This is a genomic window from Pantoea agglomerans (genome assembly GCF_020149765.1).
GTDB classification, from domain to species: Bacteria; Pseudomonadota; Gammaproteobacteria; order Enterobacterales; family Enterobacteriaceae; genus Pantoea; species Pantoea alvi.
Genome location: NZ_CP083809.1, coordinates 1,066,384 through 1,079,137 on the forward strand (window position 1 = coordinate 1,066,384; position 12,754 = coordinate 1,079,137).

At 61.5% G+C, this 12,754-nt stretch carries 14 protein-coding genes; 9 read left to right on the forward strand and 5 right to left on the reverse strand.

All coding sequences use genetic code 11. The features are described 5' to 3' along the window. The first annotated feature begins 2 nt into the window (after nucleotides 1-2). Both LB453_RS07620 and LB453_RS07625 read left to right on the forward strand, forming a co-directional pair. Nucleotides 3-833, forward strand: coding sequence for a phosphodiesterase (locus LB453_RS07620; RefSeq protein ID WP_103794322.1), 831 nt, complete (start codon nucleotides 3-5; stop codon nucleotides 831-833). Nucleotides 834-998: 165 nt separating this feature from the next. Next, the gene (locus LB453_RS07625; RefSeq protein WP_103794321.1) at nucleotides 999-2,585 is read left to right on the forward strand and encodes a sensor domain-containing diguanylate cyclase; all 1,587 of its coding nucleotides are present in this window, start codon (nucleotides 999-1,001) and stop codon (nucleotides 2,583-2,585) included. 44 nt (nucleotides 2,586-2,629) lie between these two features. On the opposite strand, the gene bcp is transcribed toward LB453_RS07625, so the two are convergent. Next, a complete protein-coding gene (gene bcp, locus LB453_RS07630; RefSeq protein ID WP_103794320.1) occupies nucleotides 2,630-3,097 on the reverse strand; it encodes a thioredoxin-dependent thiol peroxidase in 468 nt (155 codons plus the stop codon). Nucleotides 3,098-3,239: 142 nt separating this feature from the next. Further along, nucleotides 3,240-3,818, reverse strand: a complete 579-nt coding sequence (locus tag LB453_RS07635) for a glycine cleavage system transcriptional repressor (protein WP_103794319.1) — start codon at nucleotides 3,816-3,818, stop codon at nucleotides 3,240-3,242. Between the two features lie 143 nt (nucleotides 3,819-3,961). Here LB453_RS07635 and dapA point away from each other — a divergent pair, with 143 nt between their 5' ends. From dapA to ypfH, 6 genes are all read left to right on the forward strand, one after another. Then, on the forward strand, nucleotides 3,962-4,840 hold the full coding sequence (gene dapA, locus LB453_RS07640) for a 4-hydroxy-tetrahydrodipicolinate synthase (protein ID WP_103794318.1): 879 nt from the start codon (nucleotides 3,962-3,964) through the stop codon (nucleotides 4,838-4,840). A gap of 14 nt (nucleotides 4,841-4,854) precedes the next feature. Continuing rightward, on the forward strand, nucleotides 4,855-5,886 hold the full coding sequence (gene bamC / locus LB453_RS07645; protein WP_103794317.1) for an outer membrane protein assembly factor BamC: 1,032 nt from the start codon (nucleotides 4,855-4,857) through the stop codon (nucleotides 5,884-5,886). A 146-nt stretch (nucleotides 5,887-6,032) separates the two neighbouring features. Next, nucleotides 6,033-6,746: a phosphoribosylaminoimidazolesuccinocarboxamide synthase gene (gene purC / locus LB453_RS07650; RefSeq protein ID WP_103794316.1), complete on the forward strand. Its 714-nt coding sequence runs from the start codon at nucleotides 6,033-6,035 to the stop codon at nucleotides 6,744-6,746. Between the two features lie 125 nt (nucleotides 6,747-6,871). Further along, complete coding sequence (locus LB453_RS07655; RefSeq protein WP_103794448.1) at nucleotides 6,872-7,732, forward strand: neutral zinc metallopeptidase; 861 nt, start codon at nucleotides 6,872-6,874, stop codon at nucleotides 7,730-7,732. Next, entirely contained in the window at nucleotides 7,732-9,702 is a 1,971-nt protein-coding gene (locus LB453_RS07660) for a tRNA(Met) cytidine acetyltransferase TmcA (RefSeq protein WP_103794315.1), read from the forward strand. Before LB453_RS07655 ends, LB453_RS07660 begins: the two co-directional genes overlap by 1 nt. Nucleotides 9,703-9,775: 73 nt before the next feature. Continuing rightward, nucleotides 9,776-10,459: an esterase gene (gene ypfH, locus LB453_RS07665; protein WP_103794314.1), complete on the forward strand. Its 684-nt coding sequence runs from the start codon at nucleotides 9,776-9,778 to the stop codon at nucleotides 10,457-10,459. Nucleotides 10,460-10,516: 57 nt separating this feature from the next. On the opposite strand, the gene LB453_RS07670 is transcribed toward ypfH, so the two are convergent. The 3 genes from LB453_RS07670 to LB453_RS07680 are packed head-to-tail and all read right to left on the reverse strand — an operon-like array spanning nucleotide 10,517 to nucleotide 12,226. Beyond that, nucleotides 10,517-10,705 carry a YpfN family protein gene (locus LB453_RS07670; RefSeq protein WP_103794313.1) on the reverse strand — a complete coding sequence of 63 codons (189 nt, stop codon included), beginning with the start codon at nucleotides 10,703-10,705 and terminating at the stop codon, nucleotides 10,517-10,519. Between the two features lie 23 nt (nucleotides 10,706-10,728). Further along, on the reverse strand, nucleotides 10,729-11,856 hold the full coding sequence (gene dapE / locus LB453_RS07675; RefSeq protein WP_103794312.1) for a succinyl-diaminopimelate desuccinylase: 1,128 nt from the start codon (nucleotides 11,854-11,856) through the stop codon (nucleotides 10,729-10,731). Between the two features lies 1 nt (nucleotide 11,857). Then, a complete protein-coding gene (locus LB453_RS07680; protein WP_103794311.1) occupies nucleotides 11,858-12,226 on the reverse strand; it encodes an ArsC family reductase in 369 nt (122 codons plus the stop codon). Nucleotides 12,227-12,623: 397 nt separating this feature from the next. Here LB453_RS07680 and LB453_RS23420 point away from each other — a divergent pair, with 397 nt between their 5' ends. Then, on the forward strand, nucleotides 12,624-12,671 hold the full coding sequence (locus LB453_RS23420; RefSeq protein WP_224481767.1) for a hypothetical protein: 48 nt from the start codon (nucleotides 12,624-12,626) through the stop codon (nucleotides 12,669-12,671). Nucleotides 12,672-12,754 lie beyond the last annotated feature (83 nt).

Below are 12,754 nucleotides of genomic sequence, written 5' to 3' on the forward strand. Positions count from 1 at the left end.
TCGTGTCCGACAACCCTACGCTGATCGCGCAGATCAGCGACCTGCATATCAAGGCGAACGGTCGCCTGTCCTATAAAAAAGTCGATACCCAGGCGGCGCTGCTGCGCGCCATCGAGACCCTTAACGCGCTGCGACCGCAGCCGGATATGGTGGTGATTACGGGCGATCTGGTCGATTTCGGCGCGGTGGAGGAGTATCAGACGCTGCGGCAGCTGCTGCGCCGCCTGCAGCTGCCGTTCCGCCTGATGCCGGGCAATCATGACGATCGCCAGGCGCTGCGCGAGGTGTTTGCCGATCACCTCTATCTTCAGCACGGCGTCACCCTGAACTGGCAGCTAAAGGTCGGGCCGCTACAGCTGCTTGCGCTCGACTCCAGCGTGCCGGGGCAGCCCTGGGGCGAGGTCGATGCGCATCAGCTGAGGTGGCTGGAGCAACATCTGGCGCGCGAACCCGCCGCGCCGACGCTGGTGATGCTGCATCATCCGCCTTTTATCTGCGGCATCGACCATATGGATCGCCAGCGGCTGCGCGACCCCGGCGCGCTGGCGGCGGTGATCGCCCGCTATCCGCAGGTAGAGCGGGTGCTGTGCGGCCATCTGCATCGCAGCCTGCAGACGCGCTTTGCCGGTACCCTGGCGGTGTGCGCGCCGGGCCTCTCCCATCAGGTGGCCTTTGACCTGCAGCCCGACGGCCCGGCCCATTTCGTGCTGGAGCCGCCTGGTTTTCTGCTGCACCGCTGGCAGCCGGGGCAGGGCATGGTGACGCATCAGTGCGCCATTGGTGATTATTCTGGCCCCTGGCCCTTCTACGATGAGCAGGGGCTGATCGATTAGCGCCAGGGGTAAACAGGCGGTTTCTGAGAATGTCGGGCTTGAGGGGTGCTCAGGCGGGCGACAGCGTGTACACTTGCCTCTTGCCTCACCAGGGCAGACAACCTCCAACAAAAACGACATTCTCAGGCCTTTCAGCATGTACTTATCTTTTACGGCGGGTGCGCTATGTTAATGCGCCTGCGTCCCCGAACCGATCTACGCACGCTTATCGCGTTGCTCGCCATCGTCAGCATTGTGGTTACGCTCACCAACGCGCTCTATGCTACCTGGCGCGTGCAGCGTATGGCGCTGATCGACAGCACGCTGGAGGCGAACCGCGCTTACGCCACCAAGCTCGCCTCCACCACCGAAATCTTTTTCCAGCTGGCGCAGTCGCAGCTGCACTACAGCGCCAGGCTGCTCGGCGAAAACTTTGAGGATCCCGCGCTGCTGCGTCAGGAGGTCGATCGCCTGCGCGAGCAGACCAGCAGCTTTAACTCGGTAGCGGTGGTCGACGCTAACGGCGTGGTCAAGGCTATCTCACCGGAATCCCTGATGCTGCAGGGCATGCACCTGACCAGCGATGCGTCGCGTGAGGCGCTCAGCTCGCGCCAGCCCGCCATCAGCAAGCCGACCATCTCAGCGGCCAATAACCTGATTATTTTTGTCTCCTGGCCCATCTGGAGCCGCGACGGCCGCTATCTCGGCTACGTGGGCGGCACCATCTACCTGAAAAAGAAAAGCATCTTAAATACGCTGCTCGGCGAGCAGTACTATCGCGACGGCACCAGCGTCTACGTGCTCGACAGCACCAGCCAGGTGCTCTATCACCAGAACGGGCAGCTGGTTGGCAAAACCCTGCCCGCGCTGCTGAGCGGGCGCGGTGAAACCACCAACGGCTCGCTGCAGCTGCGGACGGCGGGCGAGCCGCCGCGCCTTGTCGGATACGCCGTGGTGCCGACCACCGGCTGGACGGTGGTGGCGCTGAAGCCGACCGCCGTTACGCTGGAGCCGCTCTCTGGTCTGCTGATGCAGGTGCTGAAGCACTCGGTGCCTTTCGCGCTGCTGACGCTGCTGGTGGCGGTGGTGCTGGCGCGGCTGATCGCGCTGCCGCTCTGGCAGCTGGCGCGTAAGGCGCGTCAGATGGATGCGCCGGGCGTCTCAATGGAGCTGGACACGATTCATGCCTGGTATTTTGAGGCGGCGCAGGTAAAACGCGCGCTGCTGACCGGCATCGGGCTGGTGCAGGACAAAATCGGCCGCCTGAAGTCAGAGGTGCAGACCGATCCGCTCACCCAGCTGCTTAACCGGCGCGGCCTGAGCGCGGTGCTCGACTTCTATCATACGCTGCGTCAGCCGTTCGCCGTGCTGGCGCTTGATATCGACCACTTCAAGCGGGTCAACGATAGCTGGGGACATGACGTTGGCGATCGCGTAATTAAGCAGGTCGCGAAGACGCTGAGCGCCAGCGCGCGTCAGAGCGACGTGGTGTGTCGCAACGGCGGAGAGGAGTTCCTGATGCTGCTGCCGATGACCGAGATTGATGAGGCGAGCCGCATTGCCGAACGTATACGCGCCAGCATCGCCGAGGCGTCGATAGCTGATGTCGGTGCCATTACCCTTTCCGTCGGAGTAGCCGCCTGGCAGGATGAGGCGCAGCCGCTGGAGCAAAGCCTGAAGCAGGCTGACGCCGCGCTCTATCAGGCGAAACATGACGGGCGCAACTGCGTGCGGGTCGCGGAGGGGCGGCGGTCAGAGAGCCTGACGCCGTAAAAGAGAGAAGGCGGGATGCGGCGCAAGGCCGCATCCGCGCCGCGTTACGCCGACTTCAGGTAATCCATCACGATGTCGTGATGGTTCGAGGTTTTAAAGTCGTCGAATACCTTTTCAATCGTGCCGTCGGTGCCCACCAGGAAACTAATCCGGTGAATGCCGTCATAGGTTTTGCCCATAAAGGTCTTTTCACCCCAGACGCCGAACGCCGAGCAGACCTGATGATCTTCATCAGAGAGCAGGGTAAAGTTCAGCAGCTCTTTTTCGGCGAAGCGCGACAGCTTTTCAGGTTTGTCGGTGCTGATGCCGAGCACTTCCACGCCCGCTTTCTTCAGCTCATCCATATTGTCGCGCAGGCCGCAGGCCTGCACGGTGCATCCCGGCGTCATCGCTTTCGGGTAGAAATAGACCAGAACGCGCTGTCCCTGGAAGTCGGTTAAATTTACCTGTTCGCCATCCTGGTCGGGCAAGCTAAATTTCGGTGCGGTATCACCGGCTTTCAGTGGATTCATCACTACTCTCCATTTTTTCTTTATGCTGTGGGCGACAGACCGCCTGACAAACCGCGCCAGGCGAAAAGCCGCCATCAGGGGATATTGCGCCACATAGCCAGACAACAGTGATGTGGAGGAATAGCCCCGGCTTATTTACAGCTTAGCGTGAACCCTGCAGCGTCGCCGCATCGTCGTCGGCCAGGCTGTAGAAACGCAGCGTGCCGTCGGCGTTGAGTTCGCGACACAGGGCGTAAAACGCCTGCTCAAACTGAGAGTCGCCGACGCCCGCCGGGCTGTGCGCCGTGATTTGAATATAGAGCGTCGGCGTCTGATCCGCCTGACCCGGCTTAATGCGCGACCCCAGTTCAGCGATGTTCATCGCATGTTTGTCAAACAGATCGGTAAAGCGCTCAATTAGGTGGGGCGAATCAGGCACCTCAACCTGCACCCACACCGTCGCCGGCATCGGCGGACGCGTTCTGGCGCGGGTGCGCTTCATCACAATCAGCAGCTCCAGCTCTGCGCCTTTCAGCGGCAGCGTCGACTCAATCAGCGCGATAGCGTTCCAGCTGCCGGAGAGCAGCATAATAAAGGTGAACTCATCCCCGAGCATGGCGAGACGGCTGTCTTCGATATTGCATCCGCAGCTGCTGACGTGACGGGTAATAGTATTGACGATACCCGGACGGTCAACACCCAGAGCGGTGATCACCAAATGGTGGGGCTGAGACTGCGGCAAAGTGGGATTTCCTGTTCATTCGCTAATAACTATAAGGTAAACATAAAAAAAACTGCTGACAAGCGCAGGAGGGGCGTGGCCTGCTTGCTTTTCAACAGAAGTAAAACGTACCATGAAGCACTTGTTTGTCGAGGGGATCGCCAATGTTCACGGGAAGTATTGTTGCACTCGTTACGCCAATGGATGACAAAGGTAATGTCTGCCGTGCGAGTCTGAAAAAACTGATTGATTATCACGTCGCCAGCGGCACCGCGGCGATCGTCTCCGTCGGCACCACCGGCGAATCCGCGACCCTGAGCCATGAAGAGCATGGCGACGTGGTGATGCTGACGCTGGAGCTGGCGGACGGGCGTATCCCGGTGATCGCCGGCACCGGGGCCAACGCCACCGCAGAAGGCATCTCTCTCACCAAACGTTTCGAAAACAGCGGCGTGGTCGGCTGTCTGACCGTGACGCCCTACTACAACCGTCCGACCCAGGAAGGGCTCTACCAGCACTTTAAAGCGATCGCGGAAAGCACGGCGCTGCCACAAATGTTATATAACGTCCCCTCACGCACCGGCTGCGATATGCTGCCGGAAACCGTTGCGCGCCTGGCTGAAATTAAAAATATTATCGGAATCAAAGAGGCGACCGGGAACTTATCGCGCGTTAGTCAGATCCAAGCACTGGTCGATGAAGCCTTTATCATCGTCAGCGGCGACGACGCCAGCGCGCTGGACCTGATGCAGCTGGGCGGCAAGGGGGTCATTTCGGTCACGGCCAACATCGCGGCGCGTGAAATGGCTGAGCTGTGCGCGCTGGCGCAACAGGGCAATTTCATCGAGGCGCGTCGCCTGAATCAGCGTCTGATGCATCTGCACCAGACGCTTTTCTGTGAACCCAATCCGATCCCGGTAAAATGGGCGGCGAAACAGTTAGGATTAATCGCCAGCGACACGCTGCGTCTGCCGATGACGCCGCTGAGTTCAGCGGCCATACCAAAAGTTGAACAGGCGCTGATTAAAGCGGGTTTGCGATAAGTTAGGGAGTTTCAATGAATCATTCTGTAAAGCGCTCAACGGTTGCGACCGTCGTGGCGCTGTCTACTGCGATGCTGTTAACGGCGTGCTCTAGCGATCAGCGTTACAAACGTCAGGTAAGCGGTGACGAGTCCTATTTACAGGCGAGCGAGCTGCAGGATCTGAAGGCACCCGCCGGTATGATCCTGCCGGTGGCGCACGGCGACTACGACGTGCCGCACACCGCCGCCAGCGGCAACGTCGGCAAGCAGCTCGACATTCGCCCGCCGGCGCAGCCGCTGGCGCTGGTAAACGGCGCCCGCGCGCAGTTCACCGGCAACACCGGCGTGCTGATGCTGGAAAACAGCCGCGGCGCCGTCTGGTCGCAGGTGACCAAAGTTGTTGAGTCGAACAATTTCCCCATTGCGCAGCGCAACGATGCGCGTCAGCAGCTGACCACCGACTGGGTGCAGTGGAATCGCGCCGACGAAGATAACCAGTATCGCGGCCGCTACGAGATCAGCGTGCAGTCGCAGAGCTACCAGCAGGTGCTGACGGTGCGTCTGCTTGAGCTGCAGCAGCAGGATAAAGCGGTTACCGCGCCGGTGCAGATCCAGCGCTATACCGCGCAGATGCTTAACGCCATCAGCGCCGGGCTGGACAAAATTGACGTCGCCAGCGAAAACGCAGCGGCCGGTCGCGCCAGCGGCAGCATTGACGTACAGAGCGGCGCGGACGATACCGGACTGCCGATGCTGGTGCTGCGTACGCCGTTCAGCGTTGCCTGGCAGCGTCTGCCGCAGGCGATGCAGCGCGTCGGTATGGAAGTCACCGACAGCAATCGCTCGCAGGGCAGCATGAACGTCACCTACAAGTCGCCGGGCAGCGGCGCGTGGGATGAGGTCGGCGCGAAAGATCCAGAGCTGCCGAACGGCGACTATAAAGTGCAGGTCGGCGATCTCGATAACCGCAGCAGCCTGCAGTTTATCGATCCGAAAGGGCATGTGCTCACCCAGTCGCAGAACGATGCGCTGGTGGCCGTGTTCCAGGCGGCCCTTAACAAATAAATCGCCTCAGGGCCGGAGATTCTCCGGCCTTTTTTTTTCGTCTCTGGCATAATAGCGCGCGGCGAAGTAAACGATTGCGTCGCGGCAATCCCCCAGCGGCCCGCCGTCGCAGAACACCCGTAATTTTCAAGTCTGGAGTTAACAAGATGCAAAAGCGAGCTGAGTTGTATCGCGGTAAAGCGAAAACCGTATACAGCACCGACAATCCGGATCTGCTGGTACTCGAGTTCCGCAACGATACGTCAGCAGGCGACGGAGCCCGAATCGAGCAGTTCGATCGCAAAGGAATGGTAAACAACAAGTTTAACCATTTCATTATGACCAAACTGCAGGAAGCGGGCATTCCGACCCAGATGGAAGCGCTGCTCTCCGACAACGAAGCGCTGGTGAAAAAGCTGGAGATGGTGCCGGTGGAGTGCGTGGTGCGCAACCGCGCGGCTGGCTCGCTGGTAAAACGTCTCGGCGTGGAAGAGGGCATGATCCTCAATCCGCCGCTGTTCGATCTGTTCCTCAAAGATGACGCGAAGCACGATCCGATGGTCAATGAATCCTACTGCGAAACCTTCGGCTGGGTCAGCAAAGCGAACCTGGCGCGCATGCAGGAGCTGACCTTCAAAGCCAACGAGGTGCTGAGCAAGCTGTTTGACGACGCGGGCCTGATCCTGGTCGATTTCAAGCTGGAGTTCGGCTTGTTCAAAGGCGAAGTGGTGCTGGGCGACGAGTTTTCGCCGGATGGCGCGCGCCTGTGGGATAAAGAGACGATGGATAAAATGGACAAAGACCGTTTTCGCCAGAGCCTCGGCGGCCTGATCGAGGCCTATGAAGAGGTGGCGCAGCGTCTGGGCGTTAAGCTCGACTAAGCTAACCCCTTGTCAGAAGGAGAGAGGAGAGCCGCGGCTCTCCTTTTTTCATTTGGCCGCAAGGCTGGTAGTTGTCTCGCCGCGCAACTAAAATCACGGAAAACTATCTCAATCAGGAGCAGATTATGCGCTGGCAAGGACGTCGCGAGAGCGACAATGTAGAAGACCGTCGGGATCAAAGCCCAGCCTACAGCGGCGGACGGCAGATTCGTATCCCGCGCGGCAAGGGCGGCATTATTCTGTTAGTGGTGGTCGCGGTTGCCGGCTATTACGGTTATGACCTGACGGGACTGCTCACCGGCGGCGGGGTCGCCCCCACCAGCCAGCAGCAGCAGCGCGTCAGCGCCAATGACGACGAGGCGGCAAAATTTACCCGCGTCATTCTCGCCTCCACCGAAGATACCTGGAGCAAACTTTTCCAGCAGATGGGCAAAGAGTACAGCGCGCCGACGCTGGTGATGTACCGCGGCGCGACCCAGACCCGCTGCGGCACCGGTCAGACGGCGATGGGCCCGTTCTACTGCCCGGCCGATCGGCGCGTCTACATCGATCTCTCCTTCTATGACGAAATGAAAAACAAGCTCGGCGCGGGCGGCGAGTTCGCGCAGGGCTACGTGGTAGCGCATGAGGTGGGACACCACGTGCAGAATCTGCTGGGTATCGAGCCGAAAGTGCGTGAGATGCAGCAGGGAGCGAGCCAGACGCAGATCAATCAGCTCTCGGTGAAAATGGAGCTGCAGGCGGACTGCTTCGCCGGCGTCTGGGGCCACTACGTCAGCAAAGACAACTGGCTGGAAACCGGCGACCTGCAGCAGGCGCTGAACGCGGCGCAGGCGATCGGCGATGACCGTCTGCAGCAGCGCAGCCAGGGACGCGTGGTACCCGACAGCTTTACCCACGGCACCTCGGAGCAGCGCTACACCTGGTTTAAACGCGGCTTCGACGGCGGCGATCCGGGACAGTGCAACACCTTCGCCGCTAACTGATGTCGCCTGAGCAGCTTAGCCAGCAGATGCAGCTGGCGGGCGTCAGGCGGCTTTGCGCAATCAGCGGCGACGCGGCGTGGTCTCTGGCGCGCGCCGCCGAGTGGCGCGCCGCCCTGCCGGGGGACTGGCTGGTGGTAGGCGACGCGCCGATGGCGGGGCTGCCGCACTGCGCGCCGTCGGCGCTGCGCACGCTGCTTGGTCGCGAATTCACCCACGCTATTTTCGACGCGCGCCGCGGTTTCCACGCCGAGGCGTTTGCCGCGCTGGCGGGCACGCTGCGCGCCGGAAGCTGGCTGCTGCTGCTGACGCCGCCGTGGTCGTGCTGGGCGCAACAGCCCGACGAGGACAGCCTGCGCTGGGCTGACGTTGCCGACCCTCTCCCGACGCCGCACTTTGTCCGCCATCTGCAGCAGAGGCTGCTCGCCGATCCCGCCGTGGCGCTGCTGCGTCAGGATGCGCCACCGCGTATCGCGCCGCTGGCGCAGATGCCGCGCTGGCAGTGTCGCGCTCCGCAGCAGCAGCGGGCGATTCTTCAGCAGCTGCTGGCGATGCCGCCAGGCGTCGCGGTGCTGACCGCGCCGCGCGGGCGCGGCAAATCGGCGCTGGCGGGCATGCTGGCACAGCAGATCCCGCGCGCGCTGATCGCCGCCCCGGCGAAGGCCGCAACCGACGTGCTGTCGCGCTTTGCGCAAGATCACTTTCACTTTATGGCGCCCGACGCCATTCTCGCCCAGCCGCATCTGCCTGCTGCCGACTGGCTCATCGTCGACGAGGCGGCGGCGATCCCGGCACCGATCCTCACGCAGCTGGTGGCGCGCTTTCCGCGCGTGCTGCTGACCACCACGGTACAGGGCTACGAAGGCACCGGCCGCGGCTTTATCCTGAAGTTCTGCGCCACGCTGGAACAGGTACGTTACTTCACGCTGGACGAGCCGCTGCGCTGGTCGCGTCAGGACCCGCTGGAAGCCTGGCTTAATCAGGCGCTGCTGTTTGAAGACGCCGCGCCCGCGCCGCTCTCCCTCCCTGGCGCGCCGCGCCCTCTGCCCGCCGACGTCTGGCAGCGCGATCCCGTGCAGCCGGCCGCCGCTTATCGGCTACTGGCGAGCGCTCACTACCGCACCTCGCCGCTCGATCTGCGCCGCTTAATGGATGCACCCGGCATGACGCTGTGGCTGAGCGGCGAAGCGCCTGCGCTGCAGGGCGCGCTCTGGCTGGTGGAGGAGGGCGGGTTAACGCCTGAGCTGGCGCAGGCGGTCTGGGCGGGCAGGCGACGCCCGCGCGGCAGTCTGGTGGCGCAGTCGCTGGCGGCGCACGCCGGCTTCGTCGAGGCGGCAACCCTGCGATCGAGACGCATCAGCCGTATCGCCGTGGCGGCAGAGCAGCGCAGGCAGGGTATTGGCCAGGCACTGGTCGCCGCCGCGCAGAGGCAGCAGGATGTGGACTTTCTCTCCGTCAGCTTCGGCTACACCGAGGCGCTGTGGGCCTTCTGGCGCGCCTGCGGCTTTAGCCTGGTGCGTGTCGGCACGCAGCGCGAAGCGAGCAGCGGCTGCTATGCGGCGATGGCGATGCTGGCGCTGACGCCCGCAGGCAGAGCGTTACAGCAGCGCGCCGCGGCGCGGCTGGCGCGCGACTGGGCGCAGCTGCGTCAGCAGATTGCCGAGCCGATCAGGCTACCGGACGCGCCGCTGACCTTTACCGACGAAGATGCCTGGCTGACGGCGGGATTCGCCTGGGCGCAGCGGCCGCTGGAGGCGAGCCTGCCGGTGCTGTCTCGGCTCGCCGCCTGCGCCTCTGTACCGCCGCTGCTGCAGGCCGCGCTGCAACCCCAGGCGGACCCGGTCGCGCTGGCGCAGCAGGCGGGGCTGACCGGGCGCAAGGCGCTGATCGCCCGGCTGCGTCTTGAAGCGGGTGCCGCCCTGACCGCGCTGGACGCCGCGCGCGCCGACCGGCTGCGTCGGCAAGTAGAATAAATCCACAGACTTGTTCAAATATTCCCAATAGCGCTCTGCGCAGGGCGGCGTATAGTGATTAGAGGAGGTCACTATGACACTGCAATATGTAATTGTTCAGCAGCCGAGCGCGGAAGCGCAACAGCTGTTCCTGCTCTATCACGGCGTCGGCGACAATCCCCACTCAATGGCGCAGCTGGGCAGCTGGTTCGCGCGCGAGTTCCCGCAGGCGCAGGTGGTGGCGGTAGGCGCGCCGTCGCCGGGCCACTACTGGTTCAGCGAAACCGCGCAGCACGACCAGAGCGAGCAGCAGCGGATTAACGCCGTGCTGCCGCAGTTCGTCGATTCGGTGCGGCACTGGCAGGAGCAAAGCGGCGTGCGCGCCGACGCGACCGCGCTGGTGGGCTTTTCGCAGGGCAGCACCATGGTGCTGGAGGGCGTGAAGGCGCAGCCGGATCTGGCGGGCCGCGTGGTGGCTTTTAGCGGACGCTATGCGACGCTGCCGGAGCACGCCTCGACGCGCACCACCATTCATCTGATCCACGGCGAGTATGACGAGCAGATTCCGATGCAGCACGCCGAGCAGGCCGCGCAGCGGCTAACCGCGCTGGGCGGCGACGTGACGCTTGATATCGTTGAGGATCTGCCGCACGCGGTCGACGACCGCAGCATGGCGCTGGCGCTGAAGCATCTGCACTATACCGTGCCGAAGCGCTATTTCGACGAGGCGCTGAGCGGCGCGAAACCCGGCGACGACGATGTCATTATGATGATGTAAAAACGCCCTCGCGCAGGCGAGGGCGTTTCAGGACGATGGCGCGACTAAAAAGGCCCGTTACTTCTTCTTCGGCCAGTCGTCCTCATCGTCCCATTTATCGTTAAAGTCGCGATGCGGCGGCAGGTCGGGCTTGTTCGCCATAAATTTTTTATGGTCGATGCGCTTCAGATCTTTATAAACGTTCATCAACACGCCGACCAGCAACAGGATCACAAGGATCCACCAGTAATCTTTGATAAATTCCATTTGCCTGCTCCTCTTGATCGCGATCAGGCGACCAGCTGTTCCATAATGCGCTGATACATGCGGCTCAGCGTCTGCAGATCGGCTGCCTTCACGCACTCATTGATTTTGTGAATGGTGGCATTCACCGGGCCAAGCTCGACCACCTGCGCACCCATCCGCGCGATAAAGCGTCCGTCTGAGGTGCCGCCGGTAGTCAACAGCTGCGGCTTGATTTCATTATAGTGCGATACCGCCCTGACTACGGCGTCAACCAGCTTGCCGCGCGAGGTCAGGAACGGCTGGCCAGAAACGTTCCACTCCAGCGTATAGCGCAGCTGATAGCTGTCGAGCAGCGCCGCCACGCGATCCTTAATCATTTGATCGGTGAGTTCGGTGCTAAAGCGGAAGTTGAACTGCACGAAGAATTCGCCGGGGATAACGTTGTTGCTGCCGCTGCCGGCCTGCACGTTAGCGATCTGCATGCTGGTCGGCGGGAAAAAGGCGTTGCCGCTGTCCCACTCGGTGGCGACCAGCGCGTTGAGCGCCGGCATGGCGCGATGCACCGGATTATCCGCCAGATGCGGATAGGCAACGTGGCCCTGCACGCCGTGGATAGTCAGGTTCGCGGTCATCGAGCCGCGACGCCCGTTTTTCACCACGTCGCCCACCACTTCGGTGCTGGACGGCTCGCCCACCAGGCAGTAATCCAGACGCTCGTTGCGCGCCATTAACCGCTCGACCACTTTTACCGTGCCGTTTTTCGCGCTCGCCTCTTCGTCGGAGGTGATCAAAAACGCCAGGCGGCCTTTATGGCTGGGATGCGCGGCGACAAAGCGCTCCGCCGCGACCACCATCGCCGCCAGCGATCCTTTCATATCCGCCGCGCCGCGGCCAAACAGCATGCCGTCCCGGATCGTGGGTTCGAAAGGCGGATTGATCCAGCGGCTGGCGTCGCCCGGCGGCACCACATCGGTATGGCCGGCGAACGCCAGGGTTTCGCCCTGGCCGCGCGTCGCCCAGAAGTTGAGCGTGTCGTCGATAACCATCGGCTCAACCTGAAAGCCAATTGCCTCCAGACGCGCAATCAGCAGCGCCTGGCAGCCTGCGTCATCCGGGCTGAGCGAGGGGCGGCGGATAAGCTGCTGCGCCAGTTCGATTACAGGACAGAACATATTATGACTTCTCCTGGATAAACGCGTGGTAAGCGGTCTCGCTAAAGCCGACCAGCTGCGTGCCGTCTGGCGCGCGCAGCACGGGGCGCTTGATAAGGGCAGGCTGCGCCAGCATCAGCGCTTTGGCGCTCTCAGCATCAACAACGGCCTCGCGTTCGGCATCCGTCAGCTTGCGCCAGGTGGTACCGCGGGTATTAAGCAGCGTCTGATAGCCTGACTGATCGATAAGCTGCGACAGCAGCGCATCGCTCAGCCCGCTGGCGCGGTAGTCATGGAATTCAACGTCGATGCCGGCGGCGTCTAAATAGCGGCGCGCTTTTTTTATGGTGTCGCAATTTTTTATGCCGTACATCACCCACTGCGCTGTCATCAGGATTCCTCGTCTGAAAATAAGGAGGTCAGTTTAACACAGTGAGCCGGGGTGCTAAGCGGTGTCGCAGGAAAAGCGGCGAAATAACGCGAACAAAATCATTAGGATTTGTCTTAGTAACCGCTTTCATTTGCCGGGTTATTGTCACGCAGTTTATCATGATCCTGTTAAGAATTATCTTAGTGACGTTCCAGACCCGCTGGTCCGAATCTTTTTACTGTTTCTTTCGTGTTTATAGTAAGTTGCTGAAATGTGCGTCAGCTAGCAGAACGAAAAAACTACAGTAATTAATCGACTCTGCCGATAGTGAAAACAGGTGTAACCGTATTCACCTGACGGAAATTTACGCGTAAAATCGTCAGCACAATAAGAGAGGGTTTATATGATCGACGCTGAAATGGGGAACTGGAAAGAATTCATCGCGGCGATGTTACGCAACAAGTAACGCGCGGCGGAAAAGGCAGGAGATCTCCCCCTTGCTCTGATTCGGACCACACATAGCAATAAGGCAGCCACCCCGGTGGCTGC

What these genes read in the sequence shown, in the direction of transcription:
- LB453_RS07625 (WP_103794321.1), top strand. Translation starts at nt 999, where the DNA reads ATGTTAATGCGCCTGCGTCCCCGAACCGATCTACGCACGCTTATCGCG.
- bcp (WP_103794320.1), bottom strand. Translation starts at nt 3,097, where the DNA reads ATGAATCCACTGAAAGCCGGTGATACCGCACCGAAATTTAGCTTGCCC.
- dapA (WP_103794318.1), top strand. Translation starts at nt 3,962, where the DNA reads ATGTTCACGGGAAGTATTGTTGCACTCGTTACGCCAATGGATGACAAA.
- bamC (WP_103794317.1), top strand. Translation starts at nt 4,855, where the DNA reads ATGAATCATTCTGTAAAGCGCTCAACGGTTGCGACCGTCGTGGCGCTG.
- purC (WP_103794316.1), top strand. Translation starts at nt 6,033, where the DNA reads ATGCAAAAGCGAGCTGAGTTGTATCGCGGTAAAGCGAAAACCGTATAC.
- LB453_RS07655 (WP_103794448.1), top strand. Translation starts at nt 6,872, where the DNA reads ATGCGCTGGCAAGGACGTCGCGAGAGCGACAATGTAGAAGACCGTCGG.
- LB453_RS07660 (WP_103794315.1), top strand. Translation starts at nt 7,732, where the DNA reads ATGTCGCCTGAGCAGCTTAGCCAGCAGATGCAGCTGGCGGGCGTCAGG.
- ypfH (WP_103794314.1), top strand. Translation starts at nt 9,776, where the DNA reads ATGACACTGCAATATGTAATTGTTCAGCAGCCGAGCGCGGAAGCGCAA.
- LB453_RS07670 (WP_103794313.1), bottom strand. Translation starts at nt 10,705, where the DNA reads ATGGAATTTATCAAAGATTACTGGTGGATCCTTGTGATCCTGTTGCTG.
- dapE (WP_103794312.1), bottom strand. Translation starts at nt 11,856, where the DNA reads ATGTTCTGTCCTGTAATCGAACTGGCGCAGCAGCTTATCCGCCGCCCC.
- LB453_RS07680 (WP_103794311.1), bottom strand. Translation starts at nt 12,226, where the DNA reads ATGACAGCGCAGTGGGTGATGTACGGCATAAAAAATTGCGACACCATA.